Annotated in this window: 27 protein-coding genes; 9 read left to right on the top strand and 18 right to left on the bottom strand. The window is 63.1% G+C overall.

Features of this window, described 5'->3' with window-relative positions; genetic code table 11:
- Window positions 1–69: 69 nt before the first annotated feature.
- The 11 genes from catA to H3H45_RS17445 form a co-directional block, all read right to left on the bottom strand.
- Entirely contained in the window at window positions 70–1,011 is a 942-nt protein-coding gene (gene catA / locus H3H45_RS17495) for a catechol 1,2-dioxygenase (protein ID WP_182834970.1), read from the bottom strand.
- Window positions 1,012–1,184: 173 nt separating this feature from the next.
- Window positions 1,185–1,475: a muconolactone Delta-isomerase gene (catC, locus tag H3H45_RS17490; RefSeq protein ID WP_160490745.1), complete on the bottom strand. Its 291-nt coding sequence runs from the start codon at window positions 1,473–1,475 to the stop codon at window positions 1,185–1,187.
- Window positions 1,476–1,491: 16 nt separating this feature from the next.
- The gene (locus H3H45_RS17485) at window positions 1,492–2,613 is read right to left on the bottom strand and encodes a muconate cycloisomerase family protein (RefSeq protein ID WP_182834969.1); all 1,122 of its coding nucleotides are present in this window, start codon (window positions 2,611–2,613) and stop codon (window positions 1,492–1,494) included.
- 28 nt (window positions 2,614–2,641) lie between these two features.
- Window positions 2,642–3,982: an MFS transporter gene (locus H3H45_RS17480; RefSeq protein ID WP_182834968.1), complete on the bottom strand. Its 1,341-nt coding sequence runs from the start codon at window positions 3,980–3,982 to the stop codon at window positions 2,642–2,644.
- A gap of 64 nt (window positions 3,983–4,046) precedes the next feature.
- Window positions 4,047–4,817, bottom strand: coding sequence for a 1,6-dihydroxycyclohexa-2,4-diene-1-carboxylate dehydrogenase (locus H3H45_RS17475; RefSeq protein ID WP_182834967.1), 771 nt, complete (start codon window positions 4,815–4,817; stop codon window positions 4,047–4,049).
- 18 nt (window positions 4,818–4,835) lie between these two features.
- A complete protein-coding gene (gene benC / locus H3H45_RS17470) occupies window positions 4,836–5,846 on the bottom strand; it encodes a benzoate 1,2-dioxygenase electron transfer component BenC (RefSeq protein WP_182834966.1) in 1,011 nt (336 codons plus the stop codon).
- A gap of 82 nt (window positions 5,847–5,928) precedes the next feature.
- Window positions 5,929–6,417 (bottom strand): benzoate 1,2-dioxygenase small subunit, encoded by a 489-nt coding sequence (benB, locus tag H3H45_RS17465; protein WP_021701569.1) that lies wholly within the window; start codon window positions 6,415–6,417, stop codon window positions 5,929–5,931.
- Entirely contained in the window at window positions 6,418–7,779 is a 1,362-nt protein-coding gene (gene benA / locus H3H45_RS17460; RefSeq protein ID WP_182834965.1) for a benzoate 1,2-dioxygenase large subunit, read from the bottom strand.
- 276 nt (window positions 7,780–8,055) lie between these two features.
- On the bottom strand, window positions 8,056–9,012 hold the full coding sequence (locus H3H45_RS17455) for an AraC family transcriptional regulator (RefSeq protein ID WP_182834964.1): 957 nt from the start codon (window positions 9,010–9,012) through the stop codon (window positions 8,056–8,058).
- Window positions 9,013–9,259: 247 nt separating this feature from the next.
- Window positions 9,260–10,102: an IclR family transcriptional regulator domain-containing protein gene (locus tag H3H45_RS17450; protein ID WP_182834963.1), complete on the bottom strand. Its 843-nt coding sequence runs from the start codon at window positions 10,100–10,102 to the stop codon at window positions 9,260–9,262.
- A gap of 273 nt (window positions 10,103–10,375) precedes the next feature.
- Window positions 10,376–11,269 (bottom strand): LysR family transcriptional regulator, encoded by an 894-nt coding sequence (locus H3H45_RS17445; RefSeq protein ID WP_182834962.1) that lies wholly within the window; start codon window positions 11,267–11,269, stop codon window positions 10,376–10,378.
- Window positions 11,270–11,383: 114 nt separating this feature from the next.
- Here H3H45_RS17445 and H3H45_RS17440 point away from each other — a divergent pair, with 114 nt between their 5' ends.
- From H3H45_RS17440 to tal, 5 genes are all read left to right on the top strand, one after another.
- Complete coding sequence (locus H3H45_RS17440) at window positions 11,384–12,352, top strand: cyclase family protein (RefSeq protein ID WP_182834961.1); 969 nt, start codon at window positions 11,384–11,386, stop codon at window positions 12,350–12,352.
- Window positions 12,353–12,413: 61 nt separating this feature from the next.
- On the top strand, window positions 12,414–13,304 hold the full coding sequence (locus tag H3H45_RS17435; protein WP_182834960.1) for an EamA family transporter: 891 nt from the start codon (window positions 12,414–12,416) through the stop codon (window positions 13,302–13,304).
- 63 nt (window positions 13,305–13,367) lie between these two features.
- Window positions 13,368–13,808 (top strand): VOC family protein, encoded by a 441-nt coding sequence (locus tag H3H45_RS17430; RefSeq protein ID WP_182834959.1) that lies wholly within the window; start codon window positions 13,368–13,370, stop codon window positions 13,806–13,808.
- Window positions 13,809–14,048: 240 nt separating this feature from the next.
- Window positions 14,049–15,044 (top strand): tRNA dihydrouridine(20/20a) synthase DusA, encoded by a 996-nt coding sequence (dusA, locus tag H3H45_RS17425; RefSeq protein ID WP_182834958.1) that lies wholly within the window; start codon window positions 14,049–14,051, stop codon window positions 15,042–15,044.
- 87 nt (window positions 15,045–15,131) lie between these two features.
- Window positions 15,132–16,055 carry a transaldolase gene (gene tal / locus H3H45_RS17420; protein WP_182834957.1) on the top strand — a complete coding sequence of 308 codons (924 nt, stop codon included), beginning with the start codon at window positions 15,132–15,134 and terminating at the stop codon, window positions 16,053–16,055.
- A gap of 119 nt (window positions 16,056–16,174) precedes the next feature.
- Here tal and rssC read toward each other — a convergent pair whose 3' ends face one another.
- Together rssC and rssB are read right to left on the bottom strand one after the other, a co-directional pair.
- Entirely contained in the window at window positions 16,175–16,669 is a 495-nt protein-coding gene (rssC, locus tag H3H45_RS17415) for an anti-sigma factor antagonist RssC (protein WP_182834956.1), read from the bottom strand.
- Window positions 16,666–17,850 (bottom strand): two-component system response regulator RssB, encoded by a 1,185-nt coding sequence (rssB, locus tag H3H45_RS17410; protein WP_182834955.1) that lies wholly within the window; start codon window positions 17,848–17,850, stop codon window positions 16,666–16,668. Before rssB ends, rssC begins: the two co-directional genes overlap by 4 nt.
- A 208-nt stretch (window positions 17,851–18,058) precedes the next feature.
- Here rssB and H3H45_RS17405 point away from each other — a divergent pair, with 208 nt between their 5' ends.
- On the top strand, window positions 18,059–18,358 hold the full coding sequence (locus H3H45_RS17405; protein ID WP_182834954.1) for a PilZ domain-containing protein: 300 nt from the start codon (window positions 18,059–18,061) through the stop codon (window positions 18,356–18,358).
- A 61-nt stretch (window positions 18,359–18,419) separates the two neighbouring features.
- On the opposite strand, the gene H3H45_RS17400 is transcribed toward H3H45_RS17405, so the two are convergent.
- Complete coding sequence (locus tag H3H45_RS17400; RefSeq protein ID WP_182834953.1) at window positions 18,420–19,121, bottom strand: MlaA family lipoprotein; 702 nt, start codon at window positions 19,119–19,121, stop codon at window positions 18,420–18,422.
- A 108-nt stretch (window positions 19,122–19,229) separates the two neighbouring features.
- Between H3H45_RS17400 and H3H45_RS17395 the strand changes: the two genes are divergently transcribed.
- From H3H45_RS17395 to H3H45_RS17385, 3 genes are all read left to right on the top strand, one after another.
- Window positions 19,230–19,637 carry an acyl-CoA thioesterase gene (locus tag H3H45_RS17395; protein ID WP_182834952.1) on the top strand — a complete coding sequence of 136 codons (408 nt, stop codon included), beginning with the start codon at window positions 19,230–19,232 and terminating at the stop codon, window positions 19,635–19,637.
- A gap of 68 nt (window positions 19,638–19,705) precedes the next feature.
- Complete coding sequence (locus H3H45_RS17390) at window positions 19,706–20,353, top strand: HAD family phosphatase (RefSeq protein WP_182834951.1); 648 nt, start codon at window positions 19,706–19,708, stop codon at window positions 20,351–20,353.
- Between the two features lie 114 nt (window positions 20,354–20,467).
- Window positions 20,468–20,731, top strand: a complete 264-nt coding sequence (locus tag H3H45_RS17385; protein WP_182834950.1) for a DUF4404 family protein — start codon at window positions 20,468–20,470, stop codon at window positions 20,729–20,731.
- A gap of 61 nt (window positions 20,732–20,792) precedes the next feature.
- Here H3H45_RS17385 and queF read toward each other — a convergent pair whose 3' ends face one another.
- The 4 genes from queF to H3H45_RS17365 all read right to left on the bottom strand — a co-directional run bounded on the left by queF (window position 20,793) and on the right by H3H45_RS17365 (window position 24,898).
- A complete protein-coding gene (gene queF / locus H3H45_RS17380; protein WP_182834949.1) occupies window positions 20,793–21,623 on the bottom strand; it encodes an NADPH-dependent 7-cyano-7-deazaguanine reductase QueF in 831 nt (276 codons plus the stop codon).
- A gap of 278 nt (window positions 21,624–21,901) precedes the next feature.
- Window positions 21,902–22,606: a copper resistance protein B gene (locus tag H3H45_RS17375; protein ID WP_182834948.1), complete on the bottom strand. Its 705-nt coding sequence runs from the start codon at window positions 22,604–22,606 to the stop codon at window positions 21,902–21,904.
- On the bottom strand, window positions 22,593–24,371 hold the full coding sequence (locus H3H45_RS17370) for a copper resistance system multicopper oxidase (RefSeq protein WP_182834947.1): 1,779 nt from the start codon (window positions 24,369–24,371) through the stop codon (window positions 22,593–22,595). Before H3H45_RS17370 ends, H3H45_RS17375 begins: the two co-directional genes overlap by 14 nt.
- Window positions 24,368–24,898, bottom strand: coding sequence for a cupredoxin domain-containing protein (locus H3H45_RS17365; protein WP_182834946.1), 531 nt, complete (start codon window positions 24,896–24,898; stop codon window positions 24,368–24,370). Before H3H45_RS17365 ends, H3H45_RS17370 begins: the two co-directional genes overlap by 4 nt.
- Between the last annotated feature and the right edge of the window lie 48 nt (window positions 24,899–24,946).

The following is a 24,946-nucleotide window of genomic DNA, read 5'->3' as shown; positions in this document are numbered from 1 at the left end:
GAGTTGCCTGCCCAGCCCTCTCCCCAGCCCTCTCCCGTAAACGGGAGAGGGGGCTAAAGCGTCGAGTGCTTAAGCGTCCTGCAGTGCACGCGGGCGGGCGCTGCGCTGCTCGGCGGTCGGAGCCGGGGCCTTCTGCAGCTGGAAGTTGAACTCCAGGGTGGCGAAGCGGTTGCCGTCGAGGCCACGGTCGCGCGCGGCGGCGGCGTCTTCGACAAACTGGATATCGCCGACAAGGCCGTCGCGGGTGGCGTAGGCGAAGTCGTCCCACAGGTACTTCTCACCCGCCAGGTTGATCTGGGTGGTCAGGTGACGATAAGCCGGCGCGGAGATGAAGAAGTGGATATGCGCCGGGCGCTGGCCATGGCGGCCGAGCAGGTCCAGGCATTCCTGGGTCGGACCGTCCGGGGCGCAGCCGTAGCCGCACGGCACGATACTGCGGGCGCGGTAGCGGCCCTCGGCGTCGGTGACGATGCGCCGACGCAGGTTGTAGGCGCTCTGGCTCTTGTCGAAGTAGGAGTAGTTGCCCTGGGTGTTGGCATGCCACAGGTCGACCACGGCACCGGCCACCGGCTGGCCATCGGTGTCGCGCACCACGCCTTCGAGGAACATCACGGTGGCCTGGTCCAGCTCAGTGCCGTCGTCCATCCGCGCCTCGCCTTCGCAGACCGGGGCGCCGGCGACGTACAGCGGACCTTCGATGGTGCGCGGGGTGCCGCCACTGAGGCCGACCTGGGCATCCTTGGCGTCCTGCAGCAGGTCGAGGAAGTGCTCGATGCCCAGGCCAGCCGCCAGCAGGCCGGCTTCGTTGCGCCCGCCTAGGCGGTTGAGGTAGTCCACCGCCTTCCAGAACTCGTCGTCGCTGACCTCCAGGTCTTCGACGATCCTGGCGATGTCGCTGATGATGCGCAGGGTGAGCTGCTTGAGGCGCGGGCTGCCCTGGTCGTTGTTGAGGCCGCTGGCCTCCTTGAACAGGTCCTGGACTTCGGCAGTGTGGCTAACTTTGACGGTCATGAGTATTTCCTCGCTTGTTGTTGTCGGGGCTTCGAGGGTGTTTGCAAATTACTGCGCTCGACCAAGCTGCGTTGAAATCCGCCTCAAAATGCTCATGTACTACTCGTACACTCCGCTTTCTCGGCTGATTTCGCCTTGCCTGGCCATCGCTCGCTACTTTTGCAAATACCCTCTTAGCGGTCGTCGCTATGAATCGACGAGGGGTGGCGGCAGACGCCGTCGATTTCGATATCCATGTAGGGGAACAGCGGCAGCTGCAGCAGGGTGTCGTGCAGGGCCTCGACGCTGGCCACGTCGAATACGCTGTAGTTGGCGTAGTGCCCGGCGATGCGCCACAGGTGGCGCCACTTGCCTTCGCGCATTAGGCCCTGGGCCAGTTCCTTCTCGTCGGCCTTGAGCTGGGCGGCCTTGGCCGGGTCCATGTCGGCCGGCAGGCGGACGGTCATCTTTACGTGGAACAGCATGGGAATTTCCTCCGCTCTACTTGCGGGCGAAGAACGCCAGGCGCTCTTCGTCCAGGGTCAGGCCCAGGCCCGGGGTGCGCGGCATCTGCAGGGCGAAGTCGCGGTAAACCGGCGCCTCGGTGACGATTTCTTCGGTCAGCAGCAGCGGGCCGAACAGCTCGGTGCCCCAGGTCAGCTGGCGCAGCGTGACGAAGGCATGGGCCGAGGCCAGGGTGCCGATGGCGCCTTCGAGCATGGTGCCGCCGTACAGGGCGATGCCGGCGCTTTCTGCGATCTGCGCGGTGCGCAGTACGGCGCGCGGGCCGCCGTTCTTGGCGATCTTCAGGGCGAACACCGAGGCCGCTCCGTCGGCCGCCAGGCTGAAGGCGTCCTCGACGCTCTCGATCGATTCGTCGGCCATGATCGGCGCCGGGCTGCGCTGGTTCAGGCGCACCTGGCCGGCGCGGTTGATCCGCGAGATGGGCTGTTCGATCAGGTCGATGCCGTTGTCGCCCAGCACCTGGCAGGCGCGGATGGCCTGGGACTCGTCCCAGCCCTGGTTGACGTCGACCCGCACGCTGGCGCGCTCGCCCAGGGCCTGCTTGATGGCGATGACGTGCTTGAGATCCTGGCTCACCGGGTTGGCGCCGATCTTCAGCTTGAAGATGCGGTGCCGACGCAGATCGAGCATCTGCTCGGCCTCGGCGATGTCCTTGGTGGTATCGCCGGAAGCCAGGGTCCAGGCCACTTCCAGGCTGTCGCGCACGCGGCCGCCGAGTAACTCACTGACCGCCAGGCCCAGGCGCTTGCCCTGGGCGTCGAGCAGCGCGCTTTCCAGGCCGGACTTGGCGAAGGTGTTGCCCTTGGCCGCCTTGTCCAGGCGCAGCATGGCGGCATTGATATTGGCCGAGTCCTGACCGACCAGCAGCGGGCCGAGGTGGCTGTCGATGTTCTGCTTGATGCTCTCCGGGCTCTCGTTGCCATAGGCCAAGCCACCGATGGTGGTCGACTCGCCGATGCCTTCGAGGCCGTCACTGCAGCGCACGCGGATCACCACCAGGGTCTGCTGCTGCATGGTGTGCATCGCCAGCTTGTGCGGGCGGATGGTCGGCAGATCGACGATCACCGCCGACACGCTTTCGATCAGAACTTGGCTCATTTCACGCTTCCAGTTAGAGGGTTAAGGCTCAGGCCTTGGCGCCAACCATTGCCGCGCCTGCGCTCTGCCGACGCTTGGCACTGACGGCGAACACGCTCATGGCGATGGCGGCGATGGCGCCGGGGATGGCAAAGGCCATGAAGTTCAGTTGCAGCGGCAGGTTGATGCCCATCAGAGCGCCGCCCAGCAGCGGGCCGACGATGGCGCCGTTGCGGCCGATGCCGGAGGCCCAGCCGAGACCGGTGGAGCGGATAGACAGGCCGTAGAACTGCGCGGCGCCGGCGTACAGCAGGATCTGCGTGCCGATGGTGGTGGCGCCGGCAACGAAGATCAGGCCGTACAGCAGCGGCGTCGGGCTCTTGAAGCCAAGCAGGCTGATCGACACGGCGGCGGCGGCGAAGAATGCAACCATTACCTTGCTCAGGTTGAAGCGGTCGCCAAGCCAGCCGCCGAGGATGGCCCCGGCCATGCCGCCGAAGTTCAAGGCGAGCAGGAACGACAGGCTCGAACCCAGGCTGTAGCCGGTGTTGGCCATCAGTTTGGGCAGCCAGGAACTCAGGGCGTAGACCATCAGCAGGCAGCAGAAGAACGCCAGCCACAGGCACAGGGTGCGCAGCGCTCGGCCGTCGCGGAACAACTCGAACACGGCTACGCCCTTGCCCTTGCTGTCACTCATGTGCAGCTGGTCAGACGCGTCGATCTGAAGTTCCGGCTGGATCTTCTGCAACACCGCGCGAGCCTGCTCGTAACGACCCTGGCGCACCAGGAAGCCGACCGACTCCGGCAGCCACCAGAGAATCAGCGGCAACAGCAGCAGCGGTAAGGCGGCGGCGAAGAACATCGACTCCCAGCCGAAGCGCGGCAGCATGTAGATGCCGACGCCGGCGGCGAGCATACCGCCCAGCGAGTAGCCACTGAACATGATGGCCACCAGGGTGCTGCGCAGGCGCTTGGGCGCGTATTCGTTCATCAGTGCCACGGCATTGGGCATCAGGCCACCGCAACCGAGACCGGCGAGGAAACGACAGATGCCGAACTCGGTGGGATTGCTGGCGAAGCCGTTGATGATGGTCGCACTGGAAAACAGCGCGAAGCAGATGGCGATGCCCTTCTTGCGCCCGATCTTGTCGGCCAGGGTGCCAAAGCACAGGGCACCGAACATCATGCCGAACAGTGCATAGCTGCCCAGGGCGCCCGCCTGCAGCGGGGTCAGGCCCCACTCCTGCATGATCGACGGCAGCACCACGCCGTAGATGAACAGGTCGTAGCCGTCGAAGATCAGCAGCAGCGCGCAGAGCGCCATGACCATCCAGTGGAAGCGGCTGAAGCGCGCGTTATCGATGATTTGGTGTACGTCTATCTGTCGCATGGCATCAGTTCTCTCTGTTGTTTTTGTTGTGAACGACTGTTGGACTGGAAGGCGCGACCGGGCACTAGCCCAGGTCGCCGCCGCCTACCGGCAGGGTGACGCCGGTGATGTAGGAGGCCTCGTCCGAGGCGAGAAAAAGGATGGCGCCGACCTGTTCGTCGATGGTTCCGTAGCGCTTCATCAGGCTGCTTTCGAGGGTCTGCGTGACTATCTGCTGGTACCAGCCCTTCTCCTCGGCGCTCTGTTCGGCGGCATTGCGCGGGATGCGCCGCGGCGGCGCCTCGGTGCCTCCGGGAGCGGTGGCGTTGACGCGGATGCCGCGCTCGGCGGTCTCGAACGCCAGACAGGCGGTCAGGGCATTCACCCCGCCCTTGGCCGCGCCGTAAGGCACACGGTTGACCCCGCGAGTAGCGATGGAGGACACGTTTACGATGGCGCCGCTGCCCTGCTCCAGCATCTGCGGGAGCGCGGCGTGGCAGCACCACAGGGTGGGGAACAGCGAGCGACGCACCTCGGCTTCGATCTGTGCGGTTTCGTAGTGCTCGAACGGCTTGGCCCAGATGGTGCCGCCGACGTTGTTGATCAGGATGTCCAGGCGGCCGAAGCGCGCCACGGCGGCCTGCATCACGCCCTGGCAATCTCCGGGCTGCTCCAGGTCGGCGGTCAGAGTCAGCACGTTGCCGCCCAGTTGCTCGGCAAGCTCGTGGACCAGTTCGGAACGGTCCACCGCCACCAGCAGGCCGCCCTCGGCGGCGATGCGCTCAGCGACGCGGCGGCCGATGCCCTGGGCAGCGCCGGTGACCACGGCGATCTTGTCTTGGAAACGCTTGTTCATCATGCCCACCTCACTCGCTCACGCCGATGCGGCGAACTTCTCGTAGTAGAAATTGGCCGGGGCGATGCCCTGCTCACGGATGAACTGGCTGACGGCCTCGACCATCGGCGGCGGGCCGCACAGGTAGATATCCACTTCACCGTCGTTGAGGTGCTTGGGCTCGATGTGCTGGGTGACGTAGCCCTTGTGCGGGTAGCTGCTTTCCGGGTTGGCCACACAGGCGCTGTAGCTGAAGTTGGGAATGCGCGCGGCCAGGGCCTCGAGCTTGTCCATTTCCACCAGGTCGAAATCGTTGGTCACCCCGTAGATCAGGTGCAGCGGATGCGCACTGCCCTGCTCGGCGATCTTCTCCAGCATCGCGGTGAAGGGTGCCAGGCCGGTGCCGCCGGCCAGCAGCAGCAATGGCCGCTTGATCTCGCGCAGGTAGAAACTGCCCAGCGGGCCGGCCAGGGTCATGCTGTCGCCGGCCTTGGCCAGGTTGGTCAGGAAGCTGCTCATCAGCCCGCCCGGCACGTTGCGGATCAGGAAGCTAACTTCGCCATCCTTGGGCAGGCTGCTGAAGGAGTAAGCGCGGGTCTGCTCGCTGCCCGGCACCCGGAGGTTGACGTACTGGCCCGGCAGGAAGGCCAGCTGATTGAGCGCCTCGCCCTTGATCGACAGGGAGATGGTGCTATCAGACAGCTGGCGTACCGAGCTGATGGCCGCCTCGAAGCTGGCCTGCTGGGTCTTGCACACCTCACTGGAAGCCGGCACGCGGATCACGCAGTCGCTCTCGGCGCGCATCTGGCAGGTCAGCACATAGCCCTGCTCGGCCTCGGCTTCGCTCAGGGCATCCTCGATATAGTCGTCGCCGAGGTCGTACTGACCGCCTTCGGCGAAGCACTTGCAGGCACCGCAGGCGCCGTCGCGGCAATCCAGCGGGATGTTGATGCCCTGGCGGTAGGCCGCATCGGCGACGGTTTCGCCGACCTTGGCGTCAATGAAGCGGGTAACCCCATCTTCGAAATTAAGGGCGATCTTGTGGCTCATGGCGCACCTCGCAATGCGTTTTTCGGCGTGCAGCGGCCCGAAACGGGAGCGCAGTGCTCCCGCCGGCAACGCTGCCGCGGATTCAGATGTGGTAAACGTCGATGACCTGCCTGACGTAGTCGTTCTTCAGGACCACCTTCTTGGCCTTGATCAGCGGGTTCTCGCCACGCGTATCGAGGGTGTAGAAGCTGGTGCCGTAGAAGTGGTCGACGGTCTTGTAGCGAAAGCTCAGGGTGTGCCAGTTGAAGCGCACCTTGGTCAGCCCATCGCCCTGCTCGACGATCTCGATGTTGTTGATGTTGTGCGAAGTGCGGGTATCCGGAATGGTGGCGCTGGAGCGTTCGGTACGGATACGGAACACCCGGTCTTCCAGGCCGCTGCGGTTGCCGTACCAGATCAGCGAGATCTCGGTCTGTGGGTTTTCCACCAGCTCGTCCTTGTCATCCCAGGCCGGCATCCAGAACTCGGCGTCCGGCGCGTACAGCTCCAGCCACTCGTCCCATTGCTTGTCGTCCAGGTAGCGCGCCTCGCGGTAGAGGAAATCGCGCACGGCGTCATAGGTCAGGCTCATTTACGCGCCCTCCACGTGGATCAGTTGCTCTTGCTGCTTTTTCAGCGCGGCGATCATCTGCTGCTGCCAGTAGTGGTGCTGCAGCACGAACAGACCTTCGTCCTCGGTGCGCACGCCGCTCATCAGCGGGTGCAAGTCGATTTCCTTGGCCGACTCGTCGGCGCCGTCGACCCAGTGCTTGGCCCCGCGCGACATGTCGTTCCATTCCATGGCGCGGCCGGCGAAGCCCTGCTGGCAGGCGCGGAACTCTTCCAGGTCATCGGGGGTGGCCATGCCGGAGACGTTGAAGAAATCTTCGTACTGGCGGATGCGGCGGGCGCGGGCCTCGGCACTCTCGCCCTTGGGCGCGATGCAGTAGATGGTCACTTCGGTCTTGTCGACCGACAGCGGCCGGGCCACGCGCAACTGCGAGCCGAACTGGTCCATCAGGTACAGGTTGGGGTACAGGCACAGGTTGCGCGAATGGCCGATCATCCAGTCGGCGCGAGCCTCGCCGAACTCGGCAGCCAGGCGCTCGCGGTCGGCGAACAGCGGGCGGTCCTCGGGGTTGTCCCAGCGCGTCCAGAGCAGCAGGTGACCGTTCTCGAAGGAGTAGAAACCACCGCCCTTCTTGCCCCAGCCGCCGGCGCTCATGGCGCGAATATCGTCGCCGGCTTCTTTCAGCTTGCGCTGCTGCTGGGTCGCCGCGTAGTTCCAGTGCACGGCGGTGACGTGGTAGCCGTCGGCGCCGTTCTCGGCCTGCAGCTTCCAGTTGCCTTCATAGACGTAGGTACTGGAACCGCGCAGCACTTCCAGGCCTTCGCTGGACTGGTCGCAGATCATGTCGATGATCTTCTTCGACTCGCCGAGGAAGTCTTCCAGCGGCGCCACGTCCTCGCGCAGGCTGCCGAACAGGAAGCCGCGGTACGACTCGAAGCGGGCGACCTTCTTCAGGTCATGGGAGCCGTCGCAGTCGAAGCTGTCCGGGTAGCCGGCTTCCTTGGGGTCTTTGACCTTGAGCAGCTTGCCGTTGTTGTTGAAGGTCCAGCCATGGAACGGGCAGGTGTAGGTGGCCTTGTTGCCGCTCTTGAAGCGGCACAGCATGGCGCCGCGGTGGCTGCAGGCGTTGATGAAGGCGTTGAGCTCACCCTCCTTGTTGCGCGCGATGAAGATCGGCTGGCGCCCCATGTAGGTGGTGTAGTAGTCGTTGTTCTGCGGGATCTGGCTTTCGTGGGCCAGGTACAGCCAGTTGCCTTCGAAGATGTGCTGCATCTCCAGGTCGAACAGGCGCGGGTCGGTGAACATCTCGCGCTTGCAGCGGAAAATGCCCTGTTCTTTGTCTTCTTGCAGCAGGCCGTTCAGGTAGTCGAGTCCCAGGTTCATCGCCATGGCTCCGTTGTTATTGTGTCAACGGTATGAAGGCTATGACGGGGAACTGACGGGCAATATCCGCTTTGTGCAGGACCTTTATCCGTTTTATGCAAACCCCGGAACAGCGCGACCAAAGTCGCACAAACCAGTAAATACGTGGATTGCAGCTATTAACAGAGTGCTATACCAGCCCAAGATGGGCAGGCTAGATAGGGTTATGCAGGATCGGAGGAGGCGCCATGCGCACCACCAAGCACGTGCATGGCCTAGGTGCGCACGGAGATAGGCTCAGGACTCGCGACGACGCAACGTATCGGATGGCAGCTCGCCGAAGGCGCTCTTGTAGCTCTCGGAGAAGCGCCCGAGGTGCAGGAAGCCATAGTCCAGCGCCACCTCAGTGACATTGCGCACCCGTGAGGCCGGGTCGCTAAGGCTGGCGCGGATCTGCTCCAGCTTCTTCTGGCGGATGAAGCCCTTCGGCGTGGTGCCGGTGTGCCGCTCGAACAGCGCATAGAGCGAACGCGGGCTGCTGTGGGCCAGCTGTGCCAACTGCTCGACGCTGATGTCCTGCTTGAGGTTGTCTTCGATGAACTGGACGATGCGCTCGAAGCTGGCATCGCCCTGCCCCGGTAGCACACGGCTGACGTTGCTGCTGAGCAGGGCCAACAGCTTGGTGGCGATGATGCGGGTGTACTGCTCCTGCACCTGCGCAACCGTTTGCGCGCTTTCGGCCTCGCTACACACCAGCTGCAACAGACCGGTGAAACCCTCCAGCTGCTGCAGGTTGTGCCGCGGGGCGAAGCGAATGCCGTCGGCCGGGCGCAGCCACTGGCTGTCACGGCAGGTCTTGTCGAGCAGGGTTGAGGGCAGCTTGACGATGAACTTCTCGCAGTCGTCCGAATAGGTCAGGTCGACCGGGTCATCCGGATTGATCAGCAGCAGCTCGCCTGGGCTGAAATAGTGTTCCTCGCCACGCCCGCGCCACAGGCAGTGGCCGCGCAGCAGCACCTGCAGGTGATAGATGGTTTCCAGTGCCGGCGAGGTGACCCGCACGCTGCCGCCATAACTGATGCGACACAGGTCCAGACTGGCAAACTTGCGGTGATTGAGCGAGGCCTCCGGCCGCCCGACGGTGGGCAGACGGATAGCGTGGCAACCGACGTGCTGATTGACGTAGTTCGACACCGCGTAGGGATCGGCACGCTCGAACACGCGGCTGCTGTCACTCAACAGGCAACTGTCCATGGGCAAGGCACTCTGTATTGTTGTTATGTGGCTACGCGGCAGCAGCAAGGCTGCCGGTCATCAGGCTCTGGCTTGATTCTATGTGAGCCAGCGCCCCGGCAAGCACATAAGGGACAGACGGTTACTCGGCAACCCAGCCGGCAGACAGCTGCCGGCGACCTCGTGGACACTAAATGTGCAGCCCGATGGGTTCAACACGACCTTCGGCCAAGTGTTCGATCAGCGCACATAGATTGCGCCCCTTCCCTCAATGGAACAGCCGCGTACTCAGCTCCCGGCTAGCCTCCAGCAGCACCGGCAGGTAACGCGTCTCCAACTCCTGACGCGACACGCGGCTGACATGGGTGCCGACATTGAGCGCCGCCAGGACCTGGCCGGCGGAATCCTTCAACGGTACTGCCACCGAACGCAGGCCAATCTCCAGCTCCTGGTCGATAACCACCCAGCCCTGCTGGCGGATTTCGGCGATGTTGGCGCGCAGGCCTTCAACGGTATGAATGGTGCGACTGGTCTTCACCTGCAGGTCGGCGTGTTCCAGATAGTCATCCAGGGCCAGGTCATCAAGGCCAGCCAGCAGGATGCGGCCCATGGAAGTGCAGTAGGCCGGCAGTCGGCTGCCGACGCTGAGGTCCACTGAAATCAGGCGCTGCGGGGTGGCGGAACGAGCGATATAGAGAATCTCGTCGCCTTCCAGGGTGGCCATGGAGCAGGCCTCGTGCAGCTGCTCACTGAGGCGGTCGAGGATCGGCTGGGCGGTAACCGCCAGCGGTGTCGACGACAGGTAGGCATGGCCGAGGGTGAGCACCTTGGGCAGCAGCGAATAGGTGCGACCATCGGTGGTGGCGTAACCCAGCTTGATCAGGGTATGCAGGCAACGGCGCACGGCGGCGCGGGGAATCTCGGTGCGGTGGCTGATCTGGGCGATGGTCAGGTGGCGCTTGCGCTCTTGGAAAGCGTGGATCACCGCCAGGCCACGGGCCAACGAGGTCATGAAGTTCGGATCGCCGGTCAGCGCTTCGATGCGCTTGGCCGGCGAGGCCACGATAGGCGGTGCCAGGGTCGACAGCGGCAGGCGGGGTTCATCGCTCATGGTCATGATCCTGTGCGAGCTCCAACGTGGAAGTACTGCGACGGAGATTTGCGCGATTATCGAACTACAGATCGATAATCGCAATTACGCTCAACCATTCACACCTTGAAGCGGGTGCCACGCCGGCCAGTCGCTCTCAAACCACTGGCCAGATCCCTCTCGGTACTGCAAACCAGATGCAGCGCAAGCCTGCTTGGCACCGTGAAAGAGGCGAAGCCGTCAGCCAATGCAACTTGCGCAAACAGTCCCGGAATTGCCCAGCCTACGCCCAAGTCAGGTGCTCTCACTCAGCCGGTTCTTGAGGTAGGCCACCAGAACACTGACCCTGCGCGGTAAATACTGGCGATTGGGATAAATGGCGTGCAGGGTGCGCGCCGTGGGCGGGTAATCCGTCAGCACCGGTAGCACAGTCCCGGCAGCCAGCTCTCTGGCGACCATGACCTGTGGCACCAGGCCGAGCCCCTGGTGGTGCAGCACCGCCTGGATCAGCAACAGGCTGTTATCCACGTTCAGTCGCCCACCTACCCGCACCGAACGAATCTCATCACCTGCGGTGAACTGCCACTCTGTGGCGTCACTGCTGCGGCTATAGACGATGCAGTTGTGCTCGGCGAGGTCCTCCAGCTGCACGGGGCTTCCATGTCGCTCCAGGTAGGCAGGGGTTGCTACTACGACTCGCTGCAGCGGGGTCATCGGCATGGCCACCAGGTTCGAATCGGCCAGCTCGGCAGACGCGCGCAACGCCAGATCGATGCCATCGCGCACCAGGTCAACCGGTTGGTCACTGAGGCGCAGCTCCAGTTGCAGCTGCGGGTGCTCATTCTGGAAATCGAGCAGCAGCGGCCCGATCAGGGTCAGCGTCAGCGAAACGGGGGCCGAGATCACCAGGCGTCCCGCCACCTGCTGGCGCTCCAGACTGAGCTGGTCGTGCAATTCCTGGGTTTCCTGCTCGACGCGCAGGCAGTACTCGTAAAACAGCTGACCGGCTTCGGTAAGTTGCAGGCTGCGCGTGCTGCGTTGCAGCAACAGGTTCTGCATCCAGTCTTCCAGGTATTTGACGTACTTGCTGATGGTGGCATTCGAGCACGCCATTTCCTCTGCCGCAGCCGAAAAGCTACCCAGTTTGACGACGCGCACGAAGCAGCGCATTGCCTGCAATCTGTCCATCCCCACCCACCTGGCCTTTTGCGAAGCACGAAAAGTACTTTCGCGATCCCTCTGTTTTTCCGTCCTCTGCGCAACCCTAGAGTAGCCACCGCTACCTATCGCGGAGAACGCCCCATGAAATACCTACCACTTGTCGTCGCGCTCTGCCTCGGCACGCAACTGGCCCAGGCCGACACCACCACTGTTGGCCAGAGCCCCTGGGGCAGCGCCGACGAAATTGGCGCCCTGAACCGTATCACCCCAGAGTCGATTCTGAATGTTGTAAAGCGCGTGAAAAGCGGCAAAACCTACGACCTCAGTGTCGAGTATTACGTGGGCATGCCCAGCTACTACTTCCTGGGACAACCGCGCTACCAGATCTGGAACGTGCACACCCCGCAAGGCACCATCGTTGACGACCCCAATGGCCTGGGCAAGGAGAAGAACAGCCTGATCAGCTACTCCGGATCAGCTATCTCGATGTATGCCCACACCGGCACGCATATCGACGCGCTGTCGCACTTTGGGCTCAAGGGCAAAATCTACAACGGCTTTGCCACCGAGGAGCATCTGGGTGATCGCGGCTGGCACAAGGCCGGTGTAGAGAATTATCCACCGATCATCGCTCGCGGTGTATTGCTCGACGTGGCGCGCTACAAAGGCGTCGAGGTACTCCCCGAGTCCTACGGCATCAGCGTCGAGGACTTGCGCCAGACGGCAAAAGCGCAGGGCATACGTTTTGAATCCGGCGATGTCGTGGTGGTACGCACCGGGCGCATGCAGTGGTTCAAAGAGCCGGAGCGCTACATGCACAACACCCCGGGGTTGACCCGCGAGTCGGCAGACTTCCTGGCAGAACAGGGCGCTGTGGTGATTGGTGTCGACAACATCAGCACCGATGTCTGGCCGTCCAAGGAAAAAGACAACTGGATTCCGGTGCACAGCTCAATGCTGTCGATCAAGGGCGTGCCGATCATGCAGAACGTCTACCTGGAGGAGCTGGCCGCCGACAAGGTCTACCAGTTCGCCTGGTTCGGCGCACCGCTGAAGTTGCGCGGAGCTGACGGCGCACCGATGCGTCCGGTGGCCCTGCCAATCGACTGAGCCGCCAGAGGCTGCTGTGCTGCGTCGACCATCCAATATGCCTGGCGCCAAGGAGTCTGCCATGAACTCGAACCGACTGCCGTTGGACATCGCCATCACGGCCTTGGCGCCCATCATCTGGGGCAGCACCTACCTGGTCACCAGCGAATTTCTGCCGGCCGACTACCCGCTGACCATGGCCCTGTTGCGCGCTTTGCCGGCAGGCCTGCTGTTGCTGCTGATCGTCCGACACCTACCGCGTGGCATGTGGATTTACCGCACGGCCGTTCTCGGCGCGCTGAACTTCTCGGTGTTCTGGAGCCTGCTGTTCGTCGCGGCCTACCGCTTACCCGGTGGTGTGGCAGCCACGGTTGGGGCGATCCAGCCGCTACTGGTTATCGCCTTGGCGCGGCTCTGGTTAGGCCAGGCCTTGCTGCCGCTGGCCATTGTCTCCGGCGTATTCGGCGTCTGCGGCGTCGGCTTGCTGGTGCTGGCACCGGAGGCCGAACTGGATGGGTTCGGCATCCTTGCAGCCCTGATCGGCGCTGCCGCCATGGCGGCCGGTACCGTGCTGTCGCGCCGCTGGCGCCCACCAGTATCCAATCTGACCTTCACCGCCTGGCAGCTCAGCGCGGGCGGCCTGCTCTTGCTGCCGATAGCCCTCTGCTTTGAGCCACCGCTGCCGACTCTGCAACTGCACAACCTGGGCGCAATTGCCTACCTGTCACTGATAGGTGCCGCCCTGACCTACTTCTGCTGGTTCCGCGGGATCGCACGACTGGCTCCGGCGGCCGTGGCCTCACTGGGCCTGCTGAGCCCGCTGGTGGCGGTGTTGCTTGGCTGGCTGGTACTGCGGCAGACACTCACAGCCCTGCAAATAGTCGGAATTTTCATCGTGCTGCTGAGTATCTGGGTCAGCCAGAACGCCAACATACCTCTCGGCGGTGGCAAGGCGCCTCTGCCGGAGCGCTGAATAGCAGCCGCCCAAGCAGCCACGCACTGACTCCAACCAGGCCATTCAAGCAAGGACACTCCTATGCACAGCATCGATAGTGGGCTCACACATGTAGCGTTCTTCATTCGCAACCTGGAGGCCAGCATTCGTTTCTACCAACAGTTTGCCAACATGACCGTCATCCATCGCCGAGAGGCTACTGGAGATATTCAGGCGGTTGCCTGGATGTCTGACTTGTCCCGTCCATTCGCACTGGTGCTGATCGAGTCGGACACACTACGCGACACGCCACTCGGCCCTCACGGCCATCTCGGGGTCGCATGCAGCTCTCGTGAAGCGGTGCAGCAACTGGCAGAGCAGGCCCAGCGCTTGGGTATTCTGCGCTCCCCGCCACAGGATGGCGGCTACCCCGTAGGCTACTGGGCCTACATAGCCGACCCGGATGGCAATACGCTGGAAATTTCCTACGGCCAGAAAATCGCTTTCACCATCCAAGGTTCGGCCAGCGGACTCAGCGCATAAGCACAGCAAGCAGACCACTGGCAAAACACCTCTCAAGCCTTTGCCCTTCGCGGATGCTCCACCGTCAGAAAGGCTGCAGCCGCAGAAGAGCGGACTGCGCCCCCCTCTATCTTTCAAATCTGCCCATGCGTGAACCCGCTGTGCGCTTTGGCGCATCTGTATAATGCCGAGCGCATCTACCCGCCTTACACGTTGCGTGCAACTCATGTGCAGCAACACAGCTGAATACCGGTCGCTAAATTGAAAAATACTCAAACAAGTCAAAAGGCTATATCAAGACGATTTAGCGTCGCGCCGATGATGGACTGGACTGACCGTCACTGCCGCTTTTTCCTGCGCCAGCTGTCCAGCCAGGCCCTGCTGTACACCGAGATGGTCACCACCGGCGCCCTGCTGCATGGCGAGGCCGAGCGTTTTCTGCGTTACAACGAGTGCGAGCACCCGTTGGCCCTGCAGCTCGGCGGCAGCAATCCGGCGGAGCTGGCGACCTGCGCCAAGCTGGCCGAGGCGCATGGCTACGACGAGGTCAATCTGAACGTCGGCTGCCCCAGTGACCGGGTGCAGAACAACATGATCGGCGCCTGCCTGATGGGCCATCCGCAGCTGGTGGCCGACTGCGTCAAGGCCATGCAGGACGCCGTGTCGATCCCGGTCACGGTCAAGCATCGCATCGGCATCAACGGCCGCGACAGCTATGCCGAGCTGTGCGACTTCGTCGGCACGGTGCGCGATGCCGGCTGCACCAGTTTCACCGTGCACGCGCGCATCGCCATTCTCGAAGGCCTGTCGCCCAAGGAAAACCGCGAAGTGCCGCCGCTGCGCTATGAAGTCGCCGCGCAGCTCAAGCAGGACTTCCCGGCGCTGGAGATCATCCTCAACGGCGGGATCAAGACCCTGGAGGAATGCCAGCAGCACCTGCAGACCTTCGACGGGGTGATGTTGGGCCGCGAGGCCTACCACAACCCCTACCTGCTGGCCCAGGTCGACCAGTTGCTGTTCGGCCTGGAGCAACCGGTCATCAGCCGTGCCGAGGCACTGGCGCGCATGCGTCCATACATCGAGCAGCACATCGCCGAAGGTGGCGTGATGCACCATATCACCCGCCATGTGCTCGGCCTGGCCCAGGGCTTCCCCGGCGCGCGACGCTTCCGCCAGCTGCTCTCGGTGGACGTACACAAGGTCAAGGACCCACTGGCCCTGCTCGATCAGGCTGGCGAGTTGCTCGTCGGTCGCTGAAACCTGTTGGAAATGCGCACGCCAGACCGTTGAGCGGGCCTCTGCGCTCGGGTAAGGTCATGCCACTTGCAACGACAGGGTTTCGTCATGACTTCCAAGCTGGACCAACTCAAGCAGTACACCACCGTGGTCGCCGACACCGGCGACCTCGACGCGATCAGCCGGCTCAAGCCGGTGGACGCCACCACCAACCCTTCCCTGCTGCTCAAGGCCGCCGCGCTGCCGCGTTACGCCCATCTGCTGGATGAGGCCGTCAGCGGCTGCCAGGGCGACCTGGGCCTGGCCTGTGACCGTTTCGGCGTGGCTGTCGGCCAGGAGATCCTCAAGGTGATTCCGGGGCGCATCTCCACCGAGGTGGACGCGCGCCTGTCCTTCGACACCCAGGCCACCCTGCGCCGCGCCGAGCGCATCATCGGCCTCTATGACCAGGCCGGGATCGGTCGCGAGCGCGTGCTGATCAAGATTGCCTCCACCTGGGAAGGCATTCGTGCCGCCGAGCAGCTGGAAAAAGCCGGCATCCAGTGCAACCTGACCCTGCTGTTCTCCTTCGCCCAGGCAGTGGCCTGCGCCGATGCCGGCGTATTCCTCATCTCGCCCTTTGTCGGGCGCATCTACGACTGGTACAAGAAGGCCGAGGGCCGCGATTTCGTCGGTGCCGAAGATCCGGGCGTGCAGTCTGTGGCGCGCATCTATCAGTACTACAAGGCCAACGGCTACCAGACCGTGGTCATGGGTGCGAGCTTCCGCAACCTCGGCCAGATCGAGCAACTGGCCGGTTGCGACCGCCTGACCATCAGCCCGGATCTGCTGCAGCAACTGAGCGATGACCAGGGCGAGCTACCGCGCCTGCTCAATGCCGGCAGCGGTGAGGCGCGCCAGAGCCTGGACGAGAGCAGCTTCCGCTGGGCACTCAACGAAGACGCCATGGCCACCGAGAAGCTGGCCGAGGGCATTCGCCTGTTCGCCCGCGACCAGGAAAAGCTCGAGGCACTGCTCGCCGCGCGCGCCTGACACCTGAGCAAAGAAAAAGGGCGATACCTTTGCGGGTATCGCCCTTTTCTATTCCAGGCCGGACTAGCAGGCTGTTTTTAACGCAGCGATGGCAACGCAGGTAGTTCCTCAACTGCCTGCTAGCTGCGCTCCAGCGCGCTCACCAAGTCATGGAACGCCTCGCGATTGGAATCGTTGAGGCCCATGAGGATGCGGTGCGCTTCCAGCACCTTGGCCTTGACCACCGCTTCCGAATGATCCTGCGACGGCAGGTCATCCAGGCACTCCGGGCAAGGGATAGGCTGGTTGACGATATTGAACACCTGATCGAAGCCCATCGACTGCAGCAGCCGGGTGATGTCCGCGTGGGTGGTCACCACGGTCGGCAACAGACCGATCTTTTGCCGCGACAGGATCGAGAGCTTGGCCAGCAGGCCCAGGGTGGTGCTATCGATACTGCGGGTTTCCGTCAGATCGATGACGATCGCCGAAAAATTCAGCGCCGTGAAGATTTTTTCGATTGTGGAATCCAGCGCCGAACACAAGGTCAGACGCACTTCGCCGATGAACTTCAGGACGAAGGTACCGTCCTGCTCGGCAAACTGGATTCTACCGGGGCTATTCCCAGGATTCATGCAAGGTTCCTGCTCAACACCAGCAAGGCGATATCATCGGGCATCTCGCCCAGATTGGCCAGCCCAAGGACCTGACGCAGGCCATCGAGCGTACCGCCGGCTGAGCTTATCAGCTGTGGCAATATGGCTTCTTTCTCTTTGAGTGTATCGCCGGGCAAAAGGTCCAGAATGCCGTCCGACAGCAGGGTCAGGCTGAATGACTGCGGCAGGTCCATTTGCAGGTCGGTGTAGACCGCCTCATTGAACAGACCGACCGGCAGGCCGCGGCCCTCCAGGTAGTGTGCCTGGCCTTCGCTGAACAACACTGGCAGCGGCAGGTGCCCGCCAATGCTGTAGGTCAGCTTGCCGCTCTGCTCATCGATCACCCCGCCGAGCATGGTCACATGCTTGCCCAGCTTGCAGTTGATCAGGCCACGGTTGATATGGCCGAGTACATCGGAAGGCTTGAATTCGGGTAACAGACCACCGCGACGCGACTCGTACAACAGACGAGTGGTCATGAACTTCAGCAGCACGGTAACGAAAGCCGAAGAAGCGCCATGACCCGACACGTCGGCCAGATAGAAGGCGATGCGCCGCTCATCGACCCGGAAGTAGTCGACGAAGTCACCCGACAGGTACAACGACGGAATGATCTGGTGGGCGAACTCCAGCCCATCAACCTTCCAGGGCGTCAGCGGCAGCATGTTCATCTGCACCTGGCGCCCGGCGTTCTGGTCTTCCTGCAGCAAATGCAGGCTGGCTTGCAGCTCGCGGTTGGCGGTTTCCAGCTTCTCGCGGTAGCGCTGGTTTTCCAAGCGCAGATGGGTACGGTCGAGTGCGCGGCGCACTGAGTGCTCGAGTACGGCGAGGTCTTCCAGGGGTTTGATCAGGTAGTCGGCAGCGCCCAGGCGCAACGCTTCGACGGCATCGCTCATCACCCCAGCACCGGAGACCACGATCACCGGCACTTCGGTATTGAGCACATTGATCCGGCGGATCAGCTCGAGGCCATCGACCTGCGGCATGCGCAGATCGCAGATGACCAGATCGGGGCGCTGCAGCTCGAAGACTTCCAACCCCTGCAAGCCATTGGCAGCCTGCAGGACAGTGAACCCGCTGTCCTCGAGGTAGGCGGCGAGGCTGGCACGGACCACCTCGTCATCATCAATAATCAGCAGCTTGGCGCTGGGATTGTGCATGCAGTATCCAGGCAAACGACGCCGGAGAGGGAGTTGACGATGGCGTGTTCGGAGGCTTCCGCACACGATCATTTCACGGCGCAGACGGTACTCCCATCCTGCGGTCGATTCAAGCCGCTGCCGATTGTCGCCCGGCGACTTTACACCTCAAATCCGTGGGGGTTATAACGACCTGCGGGAGAACCCATAAAACAAGAGGACAGGGTCCATGAGCCAAAGCGATCGTGCCTACAGCGAGAAACGTGACTTCATCCGCATGCGACTGGAAGCCCCAGTCACCCTGCATATTGATGACCACGCCATACCCGCCCTGTGCCTCGACCTGTCGAGCACCGGTATGCAACTGGAAGCAGAATGCAACGTAACCATGGGCCAGAAGGTCAAGGTGCATATCGCCTCCGATCACAACGAGCTGCAGGGGCTCAATGCCGAAGGTGAGGTGATGCGCATCATCGATCTGGGCGATGGGCGCCAATCCATCGGGCTGGCCATCCTGTCGATGACCTGAGTTACATCCGGACATGAAAAAAGGCGGCCTCGGCCGCCTTTTTTCATGTCTTGGCGATCGATCAGAAATCGTCGACCACCTCACCGTCCTGCACGCGGAATTCGCGGTTCTGCAGGTAGGCGTTACGGATAAAGATGTACTTGTCGCCACTGACCATCTTCTCGGCATCGAGCAGGCTGGCGCGGGTATCGATGACATTCACGCCACGGGTGACGTTGCGGGTCGGCACATGGTCGATGTAGGGGTACATGCCCAGGTAGCTGTCCGGAATCTTCGCCCCGGCATCGCGCACGCTGCTCGGCCCCATGAACGGCAGCACCAGGTACGGGCCACTGTTCAGGCCCCAGGCACCCAGGGTCTGACCGAAGTCTTCGTCGCTGCGCTGCAGGCCCATCTTGGTCGCCACGTCGAAGAAACCCAGCACGCCGAAGGTGGTGTTGAAGATCAGGCGGCCAGTATCCACGCCTGCATCATGCACCTTGCCCTGCAGCAGGTTGTTGGCCAGGTTGCCGACATCGCCGATGTTGCCGAAGACGTTGTGCACACCATCCTCGAGGAATTGCGGAGTTACGGTCTGGTACCCCTGCGCCAATGGCTTCAGCGCGTAGGTATCGATAGTGTCATTGAAGCGGAATACCGGACGATTGAAGGACTCCCATGGATCGTCTTCAGAAGCCTGCGCCAGTGCCGGAACCAGCACCAGGGTGACACAGGCACACAAACGGCCCAGACGTTCGATCCAGCTTGCAGCAGCCATACGCATTTGCAGTCTCTCCATGGCATCAGTAGTGTGGCGGCCCGCGGCCAGCCCATCAGGTCGCGCAGTATAAACAGCCCGGCCTCTTTAGGCAGCAGCATAGCGGACGAACGCATGACGGAAAAACGCCTTCTGCACACCGCCCATATCCCGGTTCGCTGGGGCGATATGGACAACTACGGCCACGTCAACAACACCGTCTATCTCGAATATGTGCAGGAAGCACGGGTGGAGTGGTTCGCCCTGGCCGGCATTGCTATCGATCACGCCCCGCAGGGGCCGGTCGTCCTGCAGACCCAGCACACCTACCTCAAGTCGGTGGTGCACCCCGCTACCGTGGTGATCGAACTGTATGCCGGCGCGGTCGGGCGCAGCAGCCTGGTGGTCGAGCATCGCCTGAGCACCCGCGAAGACCCGCACAATTGCTACGGCGAAGGCTATTGCAAGCTGGTCTGGATCGACCATGCCAGCAACACCTCAGTGTCGGTGCCAGACAGCCTGCGTAACGTAATGAGCGCCTGAAACCTCGGCGTCACTGAAACGTCATCGATGTGGATTAGCCTGCCCTGTGAATCTCGGGAATCCACTTCATGTCCAGCCCCAACGCAGCCCCCACGTTCAATGCCCTGCTGTTCGGTCTTTCCGGCTGCCTGGTGGATTTCGGCGCCCGTACCTTGCCGGTTGCCCTCGCCCACACCACCGGCCCGCTGGATGACGCCGCCTTGCTGGCCAGCGCCACCGAGCATGCGGAATGCCTGCCGGGTGTCCGCGAACTGCTCGCCCAGGTACAGCGCCAGCAACTGCCGGCGGCCTGGCTCGACGAATTACCGCCAGCCGTCAGCGCCCGCCTGGCCGCTGCCCTGCCCGCCTGGATTGAAGCCGGGCAGCGTGGTGCTGGTCGCCCCTGGCCGGCGCCGGACAGCATCTGGCAGGCCCTAGCCGGTTTGCAGGTGGAGAACCTGCACGGCTGCGTCCTGATCGCCAGCGAACCGCGCCTGCTGCAAGCTGGGTTAAATGCTGGACTGTGGTGCATCGGCCTGGCCACCTGCGGCTCACTGTGCGGCCTGGCCTTGGGCGACTGGCAAGCCCTGCCAAGCACTGAGCGCGAGAAGCTGCGCGTCGAGGCGACCCTGCAGCTCTATCGCCTTGGCGCGCACTCGGTGATCGATCACCCGAGCGAAGTGCCGGCCTGCCTGGAAGATCTCGCCATGCGCCGGCACAAAGGCGAAAAACCCTGAGCGCTTTTGATCTCGATCAGGCAAGAGCGCGCGAGCTGGATTAACCTTTAAACAAAGGGACGGATCTTTGCTGTCGGGTGAGGGTCCACTTTGATGTCTTAAAGGAGAGAAACCATGCCCGAACGCCTGCAGCAACACCTTCAGCAACTACGCGACGAGCTCGCCACCGATATTCCGCTGGACGTAAACGACCGCGCCGCCCTGCTCGAACTGATGCAGGAGATCGACCTGAAACTGGCCAAGGAGCTGGCCAGTGCTCCGGATGCCAGCCTGGTCGACGGCGTCAACCTGGCCGTGGAACGCTTTGAAAGCCAGCACCCGACCCTCGCCGGCACCCTGCGCAATATCCTGCAGAGCCTGGCCAATATGGGGATCTGAGACGCCTCCCGGGATTGCTCCGGGCTAGTACAAAAAAGCCCGCATCACGCGGGCTTTTTGCTTACTGGCGCACCAGCCGCCGGTTGTCCGGGCTGATCGGCGCCGTGCTGCGATACGGGTTGATGTCCAGCCCACCACGGCGCACGTAGCGTGCATACACCGTCAGATGCTGCGGCTGCAGCAGGCGCTGCAGATCGAGGAATACCCGCTCCACACATTGCTCGTGGAAGTCCTGGTGCTGACGGAAGCTCACCACGTAGGCCAGCAGGCTGGCGGCATCCAAGCGCGGGCCATGGTACTCGACCACCAGCGTGCCCCAGTCGGGCTGGCCGGTGACCGGGCAGTTGGACTTGAGCAGGTGGCTATACAGGGTTTCCTCAACGATCTCGCCCGCAGCGCAGCGCAGCAGCTCGGGCCGCGGATGGGCATAGTCGCTGACCGCAATTTCCAGCTCGTCGATGCAGCGGCCCGGCAGAACAGCCACGCCCTCGGCGGCCACCGCATCCAGGCTGCGCACCCGCACCGTCACCGGCGCAGCGGCGCAGGCGGACAAATCACGAGCCAGCACCTGCTCGACCTCGGTTTGACTGGCATAGGTACTCTGGTTCAGCGAATTGAGGTAGAGCTTGAACGACTTGGACTCGATGATATTCGGCGAGTCGGCCGGGATGGCGAACTCGCCGATGGCCACCACCGGCTTGCCAGAAGGCAGCAGCCAGGACAGTTCGTAGCAATTCCAGTAGTCCACGCCCTGATACGGCAAGGTGCTGGCCGTCAGCCCCAGTTCGGCCCACTTGGTAGCGCGCGGAATGGGAAACAACAGCTCGGGAGCGTAGCTGGAAAGGTATTCGCTGGATTTGCCCAGCGGCGAGTGTTCGGCGGGATGTTGCATGGCGACGGCCTGGAAAGCGGAAAACGGCGGGCATTGTACCCCATGCCCAAAGCTCTCTTGTCACCCGTAGCCCGGATGCAATCCGGGAAGCAGGCCACTCCGCCCCCCGGATTGCATCCGGGCTACAAGACTGGCTGCCCCTCGCCCCTTCACGGGAGACGACTGCATGGATGCAGGAGGTAGAGTGAAGCAGGAAGCCAGAGCCGAGGGCTGGGATAGGGTAAATTGCCCACCACCCTCTCCCCCGGCCCCTCTCCCACAAGTGGGAGAGGGGTGATTCACAACCAGAACTTCAGTCCCAGCACCCAGGCGCCCTCCTCGTCGTGCTCGCCTTCGTCGCGCAGCCAATCGCCGCTGCGGCCGTAGGTCTTCTCCCAGACATAGCCGACATAAGGCGAGAATTGCGGGCTGATCCGGTAATTCAGGCGCAGCCCGGCCTCCAGGGTGCTGCCACCGGCGCCGACGCCCAGATCACGGTCGTCGGCCAGGGCCAGGTCATACTCCAGCTTGGGTTCCAGCACCCAGCGCTGGGTCAGCAGCAGTTCGTACTCGGCCTCGACCCGCAGCGACGGGTCGCCGCGTTCGCTGACGAACAGATTGGCATCCAGCTCGACCCACTGCGGCGCCAGACCATTCACACCGAGCACCGCATAGCTGCGCTGCGGCCCCGGCTGATCGTCATGGCGCACGCCGGCCTGCCAGTCGAAGAACTCGCTGGCCATGCGCCGATACAACAGCTGGGTCTCGCTGGACTCAGTCGGCCCGCCGTCGGCGCGCTCGCCGCTGCTTTTCAGCACCGCCTTGTGCAGGTCGTTGCCGTAGGTGGCCTCCAGCTCCCAGGCCAGGGCCTGGTCGTCGCCATCGAAGCGCTGTTCCAGGTGATCCACGGCCAGCTTGGCCACCGGCATAGCGTCCATGTGCGGCTCCATGGCTAGTGCCGGGGTGGCCAGCAGCATGGCAGGTAGCAAATTAATGATGCGCATGTTCACTCTCCTTGGCCGCAGGCTGCTCGCTGTAGAACGGCTGGGTGCTGCCGTCGGCCGCCTCGACCACGATCTTGCGGAACATGCCGCTGCCCATGTGGTAGATCAGGTGACAGTGGAAGGCCCACTCGCCCATGGCATCAACCGGCACGTCCACTTCCAGGGTCTGCCCCGGCGCCACGTTGACCACGTGCTTGAGCGGGTTGAACTGACCGTTGCCCTTGTCCAGCTGCATCCACATGCCGTGCAGGTGCATGGGGTGGTTCATCATGGTCTGGTTGACGAAGCGAAAGCGCACGCGCTCGCCGTACTTGAGGCGGATCGGCTCGGCCTCGGAGTATTTCACCCCGTTGAACGACCAGAAGTAGCGCTCCATGTTGCCGGTCAGCTGCAGCTCGATGGTGCGGTCCGGCGCCCGATAGCCGGCGGCCGGGCGCATGGCCTTGAGATCGCCGTAAACCAGCACCCGCCCGCCCTCCACCGGTTCGGGGGCGATGCCGCTGCCGGCGGCGTAGTCCGGGTTGTTCGCCTGCCCCATGGCCGCGTGACTCATCGCGCCAGGGTCCATGCCGGCCATCTGTGAATGATCCATCCCGGCCATCGCCGAGTGATCCATCCCCGCCATGTTCGAATGGTCCATGCCCTGCATGGCCGAATGATCCATACCAGCCATCTCGCCATCAGCCATCGCGCCATGATCCATACCGCCATGGTCCATCCCGGCGTGGGCCATGCCCATATCGGCCATAGTCAGCAGGCGTGGCGCCCGCAGCTCGGGCACCTCGGCCTGCATGCCGGCCCGCGGCGCCAGGGTGGCACGAGCATAGCCACGGCGGTCCATGGACTCGGCGAACAGGGTGTAGGCCTTGTCTTCCTTGGGCTGGACAATCACGTCGTAAGTTTCCGCCACGGCAATACGCAGCTGATCGACAGTCACCGGCTGCACATCGTTGCCGTCGGCCTGCACCACGGTCATGGCCAGGCCGGGGATGCGCAGGTCGAAGTAGCTCATGCCCGAGCCGTTGATGATGCGCAGGCGCACGCGCTCGCCCGGCTTGAACAGCGCGGTCCAGTTCTGCTCGGTGTCGCGGCCATTGACCAGGAAGCGGAAACCGCTGACATCGGCGATGTCGGTCTTGGCCATGCGCATGTTGCCCCAGTCCCAGCGATCCTTGAGCGCCGCGCTCCAGCCGTCGCGCTTGGCGTCACGGAATAGGTCGCCGAGGGTCGGCTGTTGGTCGTTGTAGTAATCGGCCTGCTTCTTCAGGTTGGCCAGGGTGCGCTCCGGTTTCTCGTCCTGCCAGTCGAACAGCAGCACCGTGTATTCGCGGTCGTAGCGGTACGGCTCGCGACCCTTGGGCTCGATGATCAGCGGCCCGTAGATGCCCTCCTGCTCCTGGAAGTCGGCATGGGCGTGGTACCAGTAGGTACCGGACTGGTTGACCGTAAAGCGATAGGTAAAGGTCTCACCCGGCTGGATGCCGGGGAAGCTGATGCCCGGCACGCCGTCCTGGGTATAGGGCAGGATGATGCCGTGCCAGTGCAGCGCGGTCATGCGATCCAGTTTGTTGGTGACGGCGATCTCCACCGCCTCGCCTTCCTCGAAGCGCAGCTCTGGCGCCGGGCTCTGCCCATTGACGGTCAGCGCCGGACGCACGCCATCACTGAAGCGCACCTGGCCCTCGTCGATCACCAGCTCATAACGACCGGCCTGGGCGGCCAGGCTCAGGCCCAGCAGCCCGGCGGCGAGTAACAGACGCTTCACGGCTGCACCTCAACGTTACCGACCATGCCCGCCTGGTAATGGCCGGGGATGTTGCAGGCGAACTCCAGGCCGGTGCTCTGGCTGAAGGTCCAGGTCAGCTCGGCGCTCTGGCCCGGTTCGAGCATCACCGTATTCGGGTCGTCGTGGGCCATCTTGCCGTGCTGCATGCCGCTCATGTCGTGCTGGCTATGGTCCATCTTGCTCATGTCCTGCTGCAGGCCGGTCGGGGTGAGCATGCCCATCTGCTGCATCATCAGCATGTGCTTCTGATGCTCGGCGTGCATGGCCGCATCGCCCAGGCTGAACTCGTGCAGCAGCGCGCCGTCGTTCTTCAACACGAAACGCACGGTCTCGCCGGCCTTGACCTGTACAGAGGCCGGCTCGTAGTACATATCGCCAAGCACGATTTCCACGGTGCGGTCGGCCTCGGCCGCTTTCGCCGGCTCACCAAAGGCGAAATGACCGGGTTCGGCGAGGGCAGGCAGGCTGATGGCGCAAAGCAGCGGCAGAAGAATACGAACGGACATGAGTGTGGCTCCAAGAATGGAAGATGCCCCACTTTAGGCGCTGCCAAC

Source organism: Aquipseudomonas guryensis (assembly GCF_014164785.1).
Taxonomy (GTDB): domain Bacteria; phylum Pseudomonadota; class Gammaproteobacteria; order Pseudomonadales; family Pseudomonadaceae; genus Aquipseudomonas; species Aquipseudomonas guryensis.
The sequence above is the reverse complement of the archived record's forward strand: the minus strand, read 5'-3'. Positions and strand labels throughout refer to the sequence as shown.

Coding starts and splice junctions, on each gene's coding strand:
- H3H45_RS17430 (WP_182834959.1), top strand. CDS start 13,368: ATGCACAGCATCGATAGTGGGCTCACACATGTAGCGTTCTTCATTCGC.
- benC (WP_182834966.1), bottom strand. CDS start 5,846: ATGAGCCACAAGATCGCCCTTAATTTCGAAGATGGGGTTACCCGCTTC.
- H3H45_RS17485 (WP_182834969.1), bottom strand. CDS start 2,613: ATGAGCCAAGTTCTGATCGAAAGCGTGTCGGCGGTGATCGTCGATCTG.
- rssC (WP_182834956.1), bottom strand. CDS start 16,669: ATGAATCCTGGGAATAGCCCCGGTAGAATCCAGTTTGCCGAGCAGGAC.
- H3H45_RS17450 (WP_182834963.1), bottom strand. CDS start 10,102: ATGAGCGATGAACCCCGCCTGCCGCTGTCGACCCTGGCACCGCCTATC.
- H3H45_RS17365 (WP_182834946.1), bottom strand. CDS start 24,898: ATGTCCGTTCGTATTCTTCTGCCGCTGCTTTGCGCCATCAGCCTGCCT.
- H3H45_RS17435 (WP_182834960.1), top strand. CDS start 12,414: ATGAACTCGAACCGACTGCCGTTGGACATCGCCATCACGGCCTTGGCG.
- H3H45_RS17480 (WP_182834968.1), bottom strand. CDS start 3,982: ATGCGACAGATAGACGTACACCAAATCATCGATAACGCGCGCTTCAGC.
- H3H45_RS17440 (WP_182834961.1), top strand. CDS start 11,384: ATGAAATACCTACCACTTGTCGTCGCGCTCTGCCTCGGCACGCAACTG.
- H3H45_RS17445 (WP_182834962.1), bottom strand. CDS start 11,269: ATGGACAGATTGCAGGCAATGCGCTGCTTCGTGCGCGTCGTCAAACTG.
- H3H45_RS17385 (WP_182834950.1), top strand. CDS start 20,468: ATGCCCGAACGCCTGCAGCAACACCTTCAGCAACTACGCGACGAGCTC.
- H3H45_RS17405 (WP_182834954.1), top strand. CDS start 18,059: ATGAGCCAAAGCGATCGTGCCTACAGCGAGAAACGTGACTTCATCCGC.
- catA (WP_182834970.1), bottom strand. CDS start 1,011: ATGACCGTCAAAGTTAGCCACACTGCCGAAGTCCAGGACCTGTTCAAG.
- benB (WP_021701569.1), bottom strand. CDS start 6,417: ATGAGCCTGACCTATGACGCCGTGCGCGATTTCCTCTACCGCGAGGCG.
- H3H45_RS17475 (WP_182834967.1), bottom strand. CDS start 4,817: ATGAACAAGCGTTTCCAAGACAAGATCGCCGTGGTCACCGGCGCTGCC.
- H3H45_RS17395 (WP_182834952.1), top strand. CDS start 19,230: ATGACGGAAAAACGCCTTCTGCACACCGCCCATATCCCGGTTCGCTGG.
- H3H45_RS17390 (WP_182834951.1), top strand. CDS start 19,706: ATGTCCAGCCCCAACGCAGCCCCCACGTTCAATGCCCTGCTGTTCGGT.
- rssB (WP_182834955.1), bottom strand. CDS start 17,850: ATGCACAATCCCAGCGCCAAGCTGCTGATTATTGATGATGACGAGGTG.
- H3H45_RS17455 (WP_182834964.1), bottom strand. CDS start 9,012: ATGGACAGTTGCCTGTTGAGTGACAGCAGCCGCGTGTTCGAGCGTGCC.
- tal (WP_182834957.1), top strand. CDS start 15,132: ATGACTTCCAAGCTGGACCAACTCAAGCAGTACACCACCGTGGTCGCC.
- H3H45_RS17400 (WP_182834953.1), bottom strand. CDS start 19,121: ATGCGTATGGCTGCTGCAAGCTGGATCGAACGTCTGGGCCGTTTGTGT.
- catC (WP_160490745.1), bottom strand. CDS start 1,475: ATGCTGTTCCACGTAAAGATGACCGTCCGCCTGCCGGCCGACATGGAC.
- H3H45_RS17375 (WP_182834948.1), bottom strand. CDS start 22,606: ATGCGCATCATTAATTTGCTACCTGCCATGCTGCTGGCCACCCCGGCA.
- benA (WP_182834965.1), bottom strand. CDS start 7,779: ATGAACCTGGGACTCGACTACCTGAACGGCCTGCTGCAAGAAGACAAA.
- queF (WP_182834949.1), bottom strand. CDS start 21,623: ATGCAACATCCCGCCGAACACTCGCCGCTGGGCAAATCCAGCGAATAC.